This window comes from Streptomyces sp. Y2F8-2 (assembly GCF_014905555.1).
GTDB classification, from domain to species: Bacteria; Actinomycetota; Actinomycetes; order Streptomycetales; family Streptomycetaceae; genus Streptomyces; species Streptomyces cynarae.
Map to the genome: position 1 here is coordinate 24082 of NZ_BNGS01000005.1, position 13057 is coordinate 37138.

Sequence of the window (13057 nt, forward strand, 5' to 3'; positions counted from 1 at the left end):
ATGTCCGCCGGCTCCCACAGGCACGTGGTGTGGTCCACGACGAGGCTCGGGTTTCGCCCTACGGTCGCCTCGGCGATGAACAAACAGGTCCCGTATCGCGCTCAGCGCCCGGCGGAAGGCGCGGAGCCCGTCGCCCGCCATGGCACCGCCGCCCGGGAGGTGGCCGAAGCCGTCCGCTTCCTGCTCCCCGGCCGCGCCTCCTACATCACCGGGCAGAGCCTGATGGTGGACGGAGGGTTGAGCACCGTCTGAGCATGCCACGTCTGTCGGTTCCGCGAGGCTGGGGCGGTCCCCAGGGGTCAGGGCATCGACCGGGGACCGCCCCCGCCGTCTCACTTCGTCAGTGGGCCGAACTCCTTGCGGGTGTCCACCGGCTCGCCGAACAGCTGCCACCGCTCGCCCTTGAACCGCATCAGCTGCATGGTCTCGAGCGGGAAGGCGTCGCCGCGGCCCGTGGACATGGTGACCCCGGGCAGCAGCAGGCCCACCTTCACGTCCTTCAGATGGCGCACCGCGTCCCGCAGCCCTTCCCTGGTCGGGCACTTCATCGCGTCCAGGGCCTTGTGCAGGCCGGCGGCGACGGCCCAGCCGTAGGCGTTGAACTGGTTGGCCGGGTCGGCGTCCGGGGCGTACTTGTGCAGGGCGTTCCGGTAGGTCGTCACGTCGGGGTCGTTCGCCCACTGCGGGTCGGCGGGGTCCTTGAAGTAGGTCGCCGAGACCACGCCCTGCACGTTCTTGAACCCGACGGGCTTGAGCACGGCGGCGGACGAGGCCACGTTGTTCACGATGTGCAGCGGGTTCCACTTGGTGTTCCTGGCGTCGGCGGCGAGGGCCTGGCTGCCGAACTTGGGGGTGGTGACGTCCAGCAGCACGTCCGCCTTGGAGCGGGCGAGGCTTGCCATCTGTGCCGACACGGACGGGTCGGTGACCTCGTAGCTCTCCTCGGCGACCACCTTGACGCCGCTGCCGGCAACGGCCTTCTTGAACCCGCCGAGCAGGTCCTTGCCGAAGTCGTCGTTCTGGTAGAGGACCGCCACCTTGGCCTTGGGCCGCTCGTCCTTGAGGTACTTGGCGTAGACCCGGGCCTCGGCCACGTAGTTGGGCTGCCACCCGATGGTCCAGGGATGCTTGTCGTCCGTGCCCCATACGGAGGCGCCCGTGGCGACGAAGGGCTGCGGCACCTTCTGCTTGTTGAGGTAGTCCCACACGGCCGCCGTGGAAGGAGTGCCCAGGGTCTGGAACACGGCGAAGACCTTCTCCTGCTCGACGAGTCTGCGGGCCTCCTCGACCGCCTTGGGCGGCTGGTAGCCGTCGTCGCGGACGATGAACTGCACCTTGCGGCCGTCCATGCCGCCCTTGTCGTTGACGTACTCGAAGTAGGCGGCGACGCCCTTGCTGATCGTCCCGTACGCGGAGGCGGGTCCCGACAGCGGGTAGATCCCGCCCAGCTTGATGGTCTTGTCGGTGATGCCGGTGGTCTGCTGGCCCTTGCAGGCACCGCCGGCGGCGGTGTCCTGGTCCTCCTGCCCTCGCCGGCTGCTGCAGGCGGTCATGGTGAGCAGGACGGCGGCAGCGGCTGCGGCCGCCCGCAGTGCGGTGGTCTTGCGCATGTGGCTCATTCCTTTTCCGTGCGGGGCGGTGCGCCCACGGGTTCGGCGTCGACAACTGCGGGGTCCCCAGGGGTGGGGGGCGTCGGGGGTCCGGTTGCGCTCCGGGGCTCCGGCTCCGCGTCGGGGGCGCACTCGGCCTCCGGGGTCCGCTCGAGGGTGGCTGTGGTGCGGGTCGGGCGACGGGCGGCAGCGTTCCGAACACGGCTCGGCAGACCGGCCAGCCCGGTCGGGGCCACGAACATCACCGTGATGATCAGCAGACCGAACACCACTCCCGGTGCCGCCTCGCTGAGATCCTGCGAAACGCTCGGCACGTACATCACGAACGCCGCGCCCAGCAGGGGCCCGTACAGCGAGGCGAGCCCCCCGACCACCAGGCCGGCCAGCAGAGAGACGGACAGAACGAAGCTGAAGGAGTCGGGCGAGACGAAGCCGATCACCCAGGTGTACAAACACCCGGCCACACCCGCGAACATCGCGCTCCACGCGAAGGCGAGGGCCTTGTGCAGCGACAGCCGCACGCCCATCACCTCGGCGGCGCTCTCGTTGTCCCGCACCGCGCGCAGTGCCCGGCCGACCCGGGACCGCAGCAGGTTGCGGACGAGCAGCAGGGCCACCGCGGTGACGGCGAGGACGACGAAGTACATCCACTGGTCCTCGGCCAGCCCGCTCCACGCGGGTGGTTGCAGCTTGTCCACGGTCAGGCCCATGGAGCCGCCGGTGACCGCTTCCAGCCGCTTGAGCAAGGGCGGCAGGAACACCGCGAACGAGAGGGTGACGAGGGCCAGGTACAACCCGCGCAGCCGCAGGGCGGGCACTCCGAACCCGAGGCCCAGCAGGAAGCATCCGGCGGCCGCGACCGGCAGTGTGGCCAGGTGTCCGGTGTCGTACCGGTCGAGCATGACCGCCGCCGTGTAGGCCCCCGCCGCGAAGAACGCGCCGTGTCCGAGCGAGATCTGCCCGCCGAAGCCGACCAGCAGGTTCAGGCCGGCCAGCGCCACGGCGTACAGGAGCACCATGGTCAGCTGGAAGACCTGGAAGGGGGCGAAGTAGAAGGGTGCGCCGACGGCGGCCGCCGCCGCGAGCAGCAGGGTGAGCGCGGCCCGCAGCCGCCGGGCCCGGTCGGTGCCGAGTGCCGCTGTGATCGTGCTCATGCGCGCTCCACCGCCGCCCGTCCGAACAGCCCCTGGGGCCGCACCAGCAGCACCACCAGAATGATCACGAGGGGTACGCCCACCTTCAGATCGGCACCGATCACGTCCACGTACGCCCCGGTCAGTGTCTCGGCGACGCCCACGAACAGGCCGCCGACGACCGCACCGAGCGGGCTGTCGAAGCCCCCGAGGGTGGCCGCGGCGAACGCGTAGACCAGCACCCCGCCCATCATGTTGGGCTCCAGGAACAGCACCGGGGCGACGAGCACGCCCGACACCGCGCCGACCGTCGCGGCCAGCCCCCAGCCGAGCATCAGTACCCGGCCCACGCGGATGCCCGACAGCCGGGCGGAGGAGGGGTTGCAGGCGACCGCCCGCATCACCAGGCCGATGGAGGTGTGCTGGAAGAGCAGATACAGCAGGCCCATCACGACGGCCACCACACCGAGGATCCCGAGCGTCGACCAGTCCACCCGCACCCCGGCCAGGTCGGTCCCGCCGTCGGGGAACGGCTGGGGGAAGTCCTTGACGGTGAACGACCAGATCAGGCCGGCCAGTGCGTTGACGAAGATGAACAGGCCGACCGTGACGATGACGACCGTCAGCTCGGGCGCGCCCTGCACGGGGCGGATGACGATCCGCTCGACCAGCATGCCGCCGGCGAAGGACACCGCGAGGGTGACAGGCAGTGCCAGCCAGAACGGCATCCCGGACGCCACCAGCTGCCAGGCGACGTACGTCGAGAGCATGGCCAGCTCGCCCTGCGCGAAGTTGACGATCCCTGTGAATCGGTGGATCAGCACCAGGGCGAGCGCCAGGCCGGCGTACACCGCGCCGGAGCCCAGTCCTTCCACCACTTGCTGGAGAAGATCGGTCACGGCACTCACCCGGCCTTGCGAGAGAGGACGGAGACGCCCAGGTACACCTCGGCGACCTGGCCGTCCTCGCGGATCCGTGCGGCCGGTCCGGACAGCACCAGACGGCCGGCCTCCAGTACGTGCGCCCGGTGGGCGATGTCCAGCGCCAGCTGGGCGTTCTGCTCGACGACGACCACGGTGGTGCGTTCCTCCTCGTTCACGGCACGGACGATCTCGAACAGCTCACGGGTGACCAGCGGCGCGAGCCCGAGGGACGGCTCGTCCAGGAGCAGCAGCGCGGGCCGCAGCATCAGGGCCCTGCCGATGGCGAGCATCTGCTGCTCCCCACCGCTGAGGCTGCCGGCGGCCTGCCGCGACCGCTCGCGCAGCCTGGGGAAGTGGCCGTAGATCCGTTCCAGGTCGGCCGCCACGGCCGCACGCTCGCCGCGGCCCCGCCGCCGAGGGCGAGTGCGCAGGTGGGCGCCGATGCGCAGGTTCTCCTCGACGGTCAGGTCGTTGAAGGTGCCCCGGCCCTCGGGGACGTGCGCCACGCCGAGCCTGGCGGCCTGCTCGGGCGAGCGGCCCAGCAGCTCGGTGCCGTTCAGGGTGACCGAGCCGCGGCCGCGGACCATGCCGCTCAGCGCCCGCAGCGTCGTGGTCTTGCCCGCGCCGTTCGGTCCGAGGATCGCGCACACCTCGCCACGGGCGACGGAGAAGTCGAGGCCCTGCAGCACGCGGGCCTGGCCGTATCCGGCGTGCAGGCCGGCAACTTTCAGGAAGTCCGGCTCCGCACTCGCCGGGGCCTCGGTGCGGTCGGTGGTGGGCTCGTTCATGCCGCCGCCCCCAGGTACGCCTCGATGACCGCAGGGTCGCGCTGGATCTCCTCCGGCGCGCCCTCGGCGATCTTGCGGCCGAAGTCGAGACAGACCACCTTGTCGCACAGGCCCATCACGAACCCCATGTGGTGTTCGACCACCACGAGGGTGAGGTCGAAGTCCTGGTGCACCGACCGGACCAGATCCGCGAATTCGCCGACCTCGCCGTGGCTGAGCCCGTTGACGGGTTCGTCGAGCAGCAGCAGCCGCGGCCGTACCGCGAGCGCCCGGGCGAGTTCGACGCGCTTGAGCGTGCCGAACGGCAGGCCGGAGGCGGGGTGGTCGGCGACGCCCGCCAGGCCGAGCCGCCGTAGCAAGTCGTCCGCCTGGTCACGTAGTTCCCTCTCCTCCCGCCGGACGCGGGGCAGCCGGAGCGCCGCGGCGAGGTGTCCGGTGCGGCCCCGGTTGTGGGCGCCGACCATGACGTTCTCCCGGACCGTGAGCCGCGGGAACAGGCCCAGGTTCTGGAAGGTGCGGGCGATGCCGCGCTCGGCCACTGCGTGCGGAGGGAGGGCCAGCAGGTCCTCGTCCTCGAACCGCACCTCTCCCCTGTCGGGAGTGCAGCGCCTGGTGAGGCAGTTGAACAAGGTGGTCTTGCCGGCTCCGTTCGGCCCGATGAGTCCCACGGCGGTGCCCGGCCCGACGGTGAAAGCGACACCGTCCAGTGCCGTGATCCCGCCGAATCGCACGGTGATACCGTCGACCGTGAGCATGAGTGACGCCCCTTCCGACGTGCTGGGGGGTGGGCGAGCGTCACAGTAGGTGGGGGCGTTCCAGCCGCACATTGGGTGTGAGCACCCAACTTGCCGGTCACCGAACTGTGCGCCGCGCACAGGTGCCGGGAGATGTCTCGGGCCGAGCCTGTTGACGGAGCACGAGACGGACGGCGACGATCGGCCTCATGCCTCGCGGTCCTGCCCTGGGCGCCCCCGAACTCTCCGAACCCCTCCTGCGGGAGCGGCGACGGATCCTGCATGCCGTCCACGACCGGGTCGAGGAGGTGGCGGAGACCGCCGTCGAGGTGATGCGCGCGGAGATCCCGTCGTACGCGCTGCAGGACGAACGGTTCTTCGATGACGTACGGGAGCAGGTGCTCGAGCACTACCGGATGCAGCTGGCGGCCTTGGCCGGCGACCGCGACATCGCTGCCGAAGACCTGGTCTTCAGCCGGGCGGCAGCCATGCGCCGAGCCCGCGCCGGATTCGCCCTTCAAGACTGGATCAGTGCCTTCCGGGTCGGCCGGCAGGTGATGTGGGACGCGATGCTGGACTGCGCGGGCACGTCCGTCGAGGCCCAGCAGGCCGCACTGTCCCTCGTCACCCCGCTGATGCGGTACGTCGACTACGCCAGCACCCATGCCGCGCAGGCCTACGTCGAGTACCAGCAGCACGTGGTGGCGGACGCGGACCGGGAGCGGCGGGACCTCCTCGACCAGCTCCTGGCAGGCGTGGCACCGACGCGCGGTCCGCTGTTCGCCGCGGCGCAGGCGTACGGCATCGGACCCCGCTCGCCGATGATGGCGGTCGTGGCGGTCTGCGTCGGTGACACGCGCTCGGGTGACCACGCCTCGGCCGAGCACGGGTATGCCACCAGCGCGTCGATCAGCGTCGCCGGTCCCTGGGCCGGCCGGACGCTGGTCGTCGTGCGCCACGGCGAGGTGGTCGCCGTGCCCGTGCTCCGGGCGGGCATGGACGCAGACGACATCTGCGCCCACTTCGAGGCCGTGCAGGAGCGGCTCGCGGGGAAGGGCACCCTGCTCTGCATGGGCATCAGCACGGTCGCCCGGGGCGCGTCCGAACTGCCGCGCGCGTACGCGGAGGCGCGGGCGGCTCTCGACCTGGTGCCGAGCGGGGGCGGGGTGGCGGCGCTGCCGCGGCTGTCCCCTTTCGACTACCTGGCGCTGCGTGCCGACGACCTCGCCCGCCAGCTGGTCGATCCCCGGGTGCGTGTGTTGCTGGAGGAGGACCGCAGACGTGGCGACACACTTGCGGCCACCATACGGGCCTTCGCGGAGGCGGACCTCAATCTGCGGCTGGCCGCCGACCGGCTGCGGGTGCACCACAATACGGCGCACTACCGGTTGCGCCGGATCGAGGAACGCACCGGCCGCAATCCGCGCCGGATCGCCGACCTCCTGGAACTACTGGTCGCCCTCGCCATCCGCGACGGCGCCGGGGAAGGTGAGCATTGCCAGTGAGCGGCATCGTGGAGTCCGCCGGGACCGAGGCGGCACGTCATCTGCAGGGCGGGCAGGGGGGCACGGGCCTGCCGGAGGGGCACGCCGGGCAGGACGGAACGGTCCGGCGTGCCCTGCTGGACGCCGCGCTGGAGGTGTTCACCGAGCGCGGCTACACCGACGCCGGTCTCACCGAGATCGCGGCGCGCTCCGGTATCCCGGTGGGCAGCCTCTTCCAGCACTACGGCGGCAAGCGAGGGCTTTACCTCGCCCTCTGGGAGGAGTTCCGCGAGGAGCAGGAGCGCCGGACCGCGGCCACGCTGGCCTCCGAGCGCAGCCGTGGTGTGGACGACCCCATCGTCCTCTTCGTGGCAGGGGCCAGGGCGTACCTGGAGGGTGCCTGGGACAACCGGAGGCTCGGCAGACTCCTCGCGGACGACGACGGCCCGGCGGGCTTCGACGCGCTGCGCCGCCAGTGGGACCGCGCCTGGGTACGGCGCAACGCCCGGCTGCTGAAGGTGGACGAGCGGCGACGCGCCGGCCGGGTGCGGGTGAGCGTGCTGACCACCGTCATCGGAGGGGCGGCGCGCGAGCTGGGCGACTGCGGGGATGAGACGGAGGCCCGGGAGATCGTGGACGAGGTGTGCGGCATCCTGATCCACCTGTCGGCTCCGCCCGGCTGAAGCGCCCGGTGCGTCACTCGGCAGGGCGCCTCACCTTCTGGGCGCCCCTGACCCCGCACGCGTCGGCCTGGTGACGGGGACGGTCACGTGCGCCGGGCCCACAGGCCGCTGTGGGGAAGCGATGTGCGTGCCGAAGAAGTCCCGGCCCACGGCGAGTGGCGCAGGACCCGCCCATGCCGGGTCGGCGGCGACGTCGCCCGACTCCGTCACGGAAGGGCCTGTTGCCGGTGCCGGGAGCATGGCAGTTGCACGCTTCGGCCCGGTCCGACAGCGCGCACGCGCATCCGCCCCGTCAGGTTCAACAGTTGTTGCCCACGTCGCCGCGCAGAGAAAGCCGCCCGCCACCAGGGGTCGGAAACGCCCCTGCGCCGGGCGCGACGGCCAGGCAGATCAGTGATGACCGGGGAACCGCAGGGCGTTTGCCCAGAGCCGGGTGACCGTGGACACGAGCTCCTCGAAGTCCACTGGCGTACCGTCTTCCGGCCCTTCGCAGAGCACGAAGGCGTTGTAGGCCATGACGCTGACCATGCCCGACAAGGCACGGGAGGCCATCATCGGATCGACCTCACGGTCGGCGACACCCCGCGCCTGCAGCTCGGCGATGCCGCGGGCGTTGCGACGGATGAAGGCGTCGGCGCGCCGGCTCCGGAACTCACGGAACTCCGGCTCCACTTGTGCGACCTGCTCGAGCAGTGCCATCAGTTTGGCATTCCGTTTGTATGCCTCGAGATACGCCCGATTGCTCGCCTCGAGCACCGCATAGGGATCGTCGGTGCCCTGCACCCGGCCCATGCCGGGGTGCAGCATGTCCTCCTGCGCCTCCAGGAGGACGGCGGCGAGGACCTCTTCCTTGTTGGCGAAGTACGTGTAGAAGGATCCCGCCGCGCACTGAGCCTCTTTGGTGATGTCGGTCAGGCGGGTGTCGAGGTAGCCGTCCCGTTCGAACACCTTCCGCGCGGCCTTCACCAAAGCGGCCCGGGTCCTCGCTCCGCGCTGCGTCGTCGGCGGCTCGCGAAGGTGCGAGAGGGGCGCCACGGGCGGTGCCTTCTCGCTGTCGATCTCCTCGGGGGCAGGGGTGTCCATCCAGGAAACCTTACTTGAGTCCGACGCCATGGTCAGGAAGCGGCCGGCCAAGCAGCAGGCGGCGGCGCGGGGTTCCGCTTCGCCGATCGGCCGACTCGGCCCGGCCTCGGCATCGGTTCCTCGGAGGTCGTGGCCATGGGTGCGCCGACCGGTCAGGCGGTGATGCCGAAGCGTTCGGCGAGCTGGCGGCGGGTGTCGGCGGCGCAGGTGTGCAGCACGCCTGCGATTCCGATCCGCGCCGCTCCGTCGAGGTTCTGCTGCAGATCGTCGATCATGACTGCGTCCTCGGGGTCGATGCCGAGGCGTTCACATGCGATCGTGTAGATGCGTCGGGAAGGCTTGCGGATCCCGACCTCGGCGGAGATGACGACCACATCGGCGACAGCGGCGAGGTCGACGCCGTCGTAGGTTCCGGTTCCGAAGGAATTCGACACCAGGGCAACGGGACGACCCGCGGCTCGAAGATCACCGAGCAGCGCGAGCATGTCCTGGTCGATCGACACTCCCGCTTGCATCCGGGCCGTGAGCCCCTCGGCCGGTACGTCGACACCGTGGACGCGGAGCCGTTCGGCGAATCCTCGCTCGAAGGCTTCGGCGTCGATACGGCCGCACTCGTGGTCGGCCAGGAGGGCGCGTGACGGCTCGTCCCGGCCCAGGAGGTCCAGCGGCAGGCGCGGGTCGCCGCCGAGCGAGGCGCCGAACTCGGTGAAGGCCCGCAACACACTGGAGGTGATGACTCCGCCGAAGTCCACCAGGACTGCGGTGCGGGCCTTTTCCACCACGTTGGACACGGTAGTGACGCCTCTCTCTCGATCGGCCTGCCGCCCTCCCCTGTGGCGACAGCCATGTTTCGTCGGCTGCGGGGACAGGAACCTCAGGCGACCTCGAACAGACCGGCTGCGCCCATTCCGCCGCCGACGCACATCGAAATGACCACGTACCGGACCCCTCGCCGCTTGCCCTCGATGAGGGCATGGCCCACCAGGCGGGCACCGGTCATTCCGTACGGATGGCCGATCGAGATCGCGCCGCCATTGACGTTGAACCGCTCCGGGTCGATGTGCAGCTCGTCACGGCAGTACAGCGCCTGGGAGGCGAACGCCTCGTTGAGTTCCCACAGGCCGATGTCGTCGATGGTGAGATTGTGCTGCTTCAGCAGTTTCGGAATGGCGAACACCGGGCCGATGCCCATCTCGTCCGGCCCGCAACCGGCGACGGCCATACCCCGGTAGACGCCCAGCGGCTCGAGTCCGCGGCGCTCGGCCTCCCTCGACTCCATCAACACCGACGCCGAAGCCCCGTCCGACAGTTGCGAGGAGTTGCCCGCCGTCACGCTGGAATGCGCACTCACCTGACCGTCGGGCAGCACCGGCGCCAGCCCGGCCAGGCCTTCGAGCGTCGTCGAGGGGCGGTTGCCCTCGTCCCGGGTCAGGACGACCTCCTCGTCCCGCACCTCCCCGGACTGCTTGTCGAGCACCTTCTTGACGCTCTTGAGCGCGACGATCTCCCGATCGAACCGGCCGGCCTCCTGCGCCGCCGCGGTGCGCTGCTGTGACATCAGCGCGAACTCGTCCTGCCGTTCCCGGCTCACGCCGTAGCGTTCGGCGACGATCTCCGCCGTCTGCAACATCGGCATGTAGATACTCGGCCTGTGCTCGACGAGCCAGGGATCCGCCGCGCGGTGGGTGTTCATGTGGTCGTTCTGCACCAGGGAGATCGACTCGACCCCGCCGCCGACGGCGACCTGCATCCCGTCCGCGACGATCTGCTTCGCGGCCGTCGCGATGGCCATGAGGCCGGAGGAGCACTGCCGGTCGATCGTCATCCCCGACACGGTGTCCGGGAGTCCGGCCCGGAGTACGGCCTGACGCGCGACGTTGAAACCGGCGGAGCCCTGCTGTGCGGCGCAGCCGAAGACGACGTCCTCGACCTCACCTCCCTCGAGTCCGGCGCGTCGCACCGCGTGAGAAAGGGCATGGGCGGCGAGTTCCTGCGCCTGGGTGTCGTTGAACGCGCCGCGGTAGGCCTTTCCGATCGGCGTCCGTGCCGTCGAAACGATGACTGCTTCTCTCATGTCGCCTCACTGCTTGCTGTTGGTCCGGTTCTGCCGGGAGCTTCGGGGCCGGAAATCCGAGCTCCGTGACCGGGCTCGATGCCGGTGGGTGGGGCCGATCGCCAACTGGGGCGTGGTGAGCAGTCGTTGACCGTCTCCTGCGTTGGCCGATGACCTCAGCCATGGCCGCAGGGTGACTGGAGCCGGCCTCCCGAACCCGTTATAGTTGAAATCGACGTCAGGTTCAACCAAGCTCTCCGGTGCCCTCGGTGTTGACACCCGCCACTGGAGCCGAGACCTACCGACCAGTCGGTATGAAGGGTGGATCGTGACCGAGCTGAGGATCTCCACCGGTGCGGGCGTCTTCGACGCGATCGTGGCGGGTCCGCCCGAGGGCCGTCCGGTGCTGCTGCTGCACGGCTTCCCGCAGACGGGGCTGGTGTGGCAACGGCAGATCACGGCGTTGGCCGCGCACGGCCATCGGGTGGTGGCGCCGGACCAACGGGGGTACTCCCCCGGCGCCCGCCCCCAGCGGCCCGAGGACTATCGCATCAGCCTTCTCGTCGACGACGTGATCGCGATCACCGAGGAGCTGGGCTGGGCGGTGTTCGACCTGGTCGGCCACGACTGGGGAGGCGCGGTGGCCTGGTGGACCGCACATGCCCACCCCGGCCGGGTACGCACCCTGACGGTTGTCTCGACCCCGCACCCCGGTGCCCTGGCCACCGCCCTGCGCACAGACAAGGACCAGCGGCAACGCTCGCACTACATGATCGACTGGCGTGAAACACCCGCGACCGAGGAGCGCATGCTCGCCCACGACGCCCAAGAGCTTCGCGCCCTCTACGCCGGAAAGGTCCCGCAGGACAGTGCTGAGGCCTACGTACAGCACCTGTCCCAGCCCGGCGCTCTCACCGCGGCGCTGAACTGGTACCGGGCCGGCCGCCCAGACGACGCGATCGGCGTCATCGACGTGCCCACGCTGTACGTCTGGAGCACGGAGGACCGCGCGTTCGGCCCGGCGGCCGCACAGGAGACCGGACGATGGGTCAACGGGCCGTACCGCTTCGAGACCCTGCAGGGCGTCAGCCACTGGATCCCCGAGGAGGCCCCCGACACGCTGAACCGCCTGCTGCTCGACCATCTGCGAGCGCACGGCGCGTCCTGAGCCGCAGCGCACACCCCGATCGCCCACCCTTCTGAAGAGGTGTCCCCGTTGAAGACAGCGCGCGCGGCCTGGCGCCGCCTCGAACCCGTACACGGCATGATCTACTTCGTCCCCGAGGGAAGGCGACGGTACGCGGACCTCGGACTCAGCGGTCGAGCCGGGTACTTCGCCTCCCGGAGCGCCGCCTTCGGCCGGGCGTCCGCCGAGCTGGTCATCTCGACCTTCTACAACTTCAACCCCGATTTCGTGCGGCGGGCGCTCCACGGAGCCTGGGACGCAGCCACGCCGCAGCAGGTGCTGGACGCGCGGTACGCCGCAGCGGAGGAGGCCCTGCGGAGGGCGGGGATCCACGAGCTGCCCGCCCTGGACGAGGTCCTGGCGCTGACCCGCCGGGCCGCCGAGGCCGCCTGCGAACACCCGCAGGGCCGCCCGCTGTTCGCCGCGCATGCCGCACTGCCGTGGCCGGAGGAGCCGGTACTGCAGCTGTGGCACGCCCAGACGCTGCTCCGGGAGTTCCGCGGAGACGGCCATGTCGCGTGCCTGCTGAGCGAGGGCGTCGGGGGCCTGGAGGCCCTGATTCTGCACGCCGCCAGCGGTGAGATTCCGGCCGACGTCCTCAAGTCGACTCGCGCATGGCCCGAGGAGGAGTGGGCCGACGCAGCGGAGCGCCTGCGTGGGAGAGGTCTCCTCGATGGCAGCTCCCTCAGCGACGACGGCGTACTCCTGCGTCGGCACATCGAGGACCGCACCGACCGTCTGGCCCTTCTCGCCTACGCCGCCCTGGGTGACGCCGGCTGTGAACGTCTCGCCGAACTCGCAGACTCCTTCGGCCGCACCGTGGTCGAAGCCGGCCTTCTCACATTCGGCTGACCAGGCCTCTTTCTTCCTCCACCTCGTGCGCGATCCGGTGGAACTGGGGCCATGTCCTGCGAGAAGAGCGGGCGGCCGGTCCGGGCACCCGGGCCCGTGCCGTGTGTCTCGCCTGTTTACTGACCGCTGTGTGGCTGGTCCCACCAGTATCTCCGTGCGGGCGCCCTGCGGCGCCTCTCCTCCGCCCCGCTCCGCCGGACCGCCGCGGTGGAAGCGTTCGACCATCGCTCGGGACCGCAGGGCCGTGCTCCGCCGGGAGAGCACGCAGTCGGCGCGTGCGTCGCGGATCACGGGGACATGACCGTACATGCCCGGGCGCAGTAGGCCGCCTGTGGTGAGGAGGAGCAGCAAGGCGTTCCAGTGGATCTGGCGAGCCGTCACAGCTCTTCGGAACCCTTCCGAGTGATCGTCTCACGGGTGTACGAGGTGGCCCGGAACCTGCTCCAGGTCCGGGCGGCAGCGCTGCGTCGGGAAACGGCCGGCCAACGACGCCGAACTGCCGGTGCTGCGCCACGGAACACGGGGTGC

The 13057-nt window shown here is 70.5% G+C and carries 13 protein-coding genes; 5 read left to right on the forward strand and 8 right to left on the reverse strand.

What is annotated here, in order from left to right; all coding sequences use genetic code 11:
* The first annotated feature begins 75 nt into the window (after positions 1 to 75).
* The gene (locus SY2F82_RS38975; RefSeq protein WP_374707173.1) at positions 76 to 252 is read left to right on the forward strand and encodes an SDR family oxidoreductase; all 177 of its coding nucleotides are present in this window, start codon (positions 76 to 78) and stop codon (positions 250 to 252) included.
* An 80-nt stretch (positions 253 to 332) separates the two neighbouring features.
* On the opposite strand, the gene SY2F82_RS17755 is transcribed toward SY2F82_RS38975, so the two are convergent.
* From SY2F82_RS17755 to SY2F82_RS17775, 5 genes are read right to left on the reverse strand one after another with little or no spacing between them, the layout of a single operon-like run.
* Positions 333 to 1610: an ABC transporter substrate-binding protein gene (locus tag SY2F82_RS17755; protein WP_200420076.1), complete on the reverse strand. Its 1278-nt coding sequence runs from the start codon at positions 1608 to 1610 to the stop codon at positions 333 to 335.
* A 5-nt stretch (positions 1611 to 1615) separates the two neighbouring features.
* A complete protein-coding gene (locus SY2F82_RS17760; RefSeq protein WP_200420077.1) occupies positions 1616 to 2764 on the reverse strand; it encodes a branched-chain amino acid ABC transporter permease in 1149 nt (382 codons plus the stop codon).
* Positions 2761 to 3642 (reverse strand): branched-chain amino acid ABC transporter permease, encoded by an 882-nt coding sequence (locus SY2F82_RS17765; RefSeq protein ID WP_200420078.1) that lies wholly within the window; start codon positions 3640 to 3642, stop codon positions 2761 to 2763. Before SY2F82_RS17765 ends, SY2F82_RS17760 begins: the two co-directional genes overlap by 4 nt.
* A 5-nt stretch (positions 3643 to 3647) precedes the next feature.
* A complete protein-coding gene (locus tag SY2F82_RS17770) occupies positions 3648 to 4454 on the reverse strand; it encodes an ABC transporter ATP-binding protein (RefSeq protein ID WP_200420079.1) in 807 nt (268 codons plus the stop codon).
* Positions 4451 to 5209, reverse strand: coding sequence for an ABC transporter ATP-binding protein (locus SY2F82_RS17775; protein ID WP_236041593.1), 759 nt, complete (start codon positions 5207 to 5209; stop codon positions 4451 to 4453). The genes SY2F82_RS17770 and SY2F82_RS17775 overlap by 4 nt, the downstream gene beginning before the upstream one ends.
* Positions 5210 to 5397: 188 nt before the next feature.
* Between SY2F82_RS17775 and SY2F82_RS17780 the strand changes: the two genes are divergently transcribed.
* Both SY2F82_RS17780 and SY2F82_RS17785 read left to right on the forward strand, forming a co-directional pair.
* Complete coding sequence (locus tag SY2F82_RS17780; protein WP_200420081.1) at positions 5398 to 6693, forward strand: CdaR family transcriptional regulator; 1296 nt, start codon at positions 5398 to 5400, stop codon at positions 6691 to 6693.
* Complete coding sequence (locus tag SY2F82_RS17785; protein ID WP_200420082.1) at positions 6690 to 7355, forward strand: TetR/AcrR family transcriptional regulator; 666 nt, start codon at positions 6690 to 6692, stop codon at positions 7353 to 7355. Before SY2F82_RS17780 ends, SY2F82_RS17785 begins: the two co-directional genes overlap by 4 nt.
* A 390-nt stretch (positions 7356 to 7745) precedes the next feature.
* On the opposite strand, the gene SY2F82_RS17790 is transcribed toward SY2F82_RS17785, so the two are convergent.
* The 3 genes from SY2F82_RS17790 to SY2F82_RS17800 form a co-directional block, all read right to left on the reverse strand.
* Positions 7746 to 8489, reverse strand: coding sequence for a TetR/AcrR family transcriptional regulator (locus SY2F82_RS17790; protein ID WP_236041594.1), 744 nt, complete (start codon positions 8487 to 8489; stop codon positions 7746 to 7748).
* Between the two features lie 101 nt (positions 8490 to 8590).
* Positions 8591 to 9220: an HAD family phosphatase gene (locus tag SY2F82_RS17795; protein WP_236041595.1), complete on the reverse strand. Its 630-nt coding sequence runs from the start codon at positions 9218 to 9220 to the stop codon at positions 8591 to 8593.
* A gap of 92 nt (positions 9221 to 9312) precedes the next feature.
* Positions 9313 to 10512: an acetyl-CoA C-acyltransferase gene (locus tag SY2F82_RS17800; protein WP_200420084.1), complete on the reverse strand. Its 1200-nt coding sequence runs from the start codon at positions 10510 to 10512 to the stop codon at positions 9313 to 9315.
* A 304-nt stretch (positions 10513 to 10816) separates the two neighbouring features.
* Between SY2F82_RS17800 and SY2F82_RS17805 the strand changes: the two genes are divergently transcribed.
* Positions 10817 to 11659, forward strand: coding sequence for an alpha/beta hydrolase (locus SY2F82_RS17805; RefSeq protein WP_236041657.1), 843 nt, complete (start codon positions 10817 to 10819; stop codon positions 11657 to 11659).
* Positions 11660 to 11698: 39 nt separating this feature from the next.
* Positions 11699 to 12529 carry a hypothetical protein gene (locus SY2F82_RS17810; RefSeq protein WP_236041596.1) on the forward strand — a complete coding sequence of 277 codons (831 nt, stop codon included), beginning with the start codon at positions 11699 to 11701 and terminating at the stop codon, positions 12527 to 12529.
* The last annotated feature ends 528 nt before the right edge of the window (positions 12530 to 13057 follow it).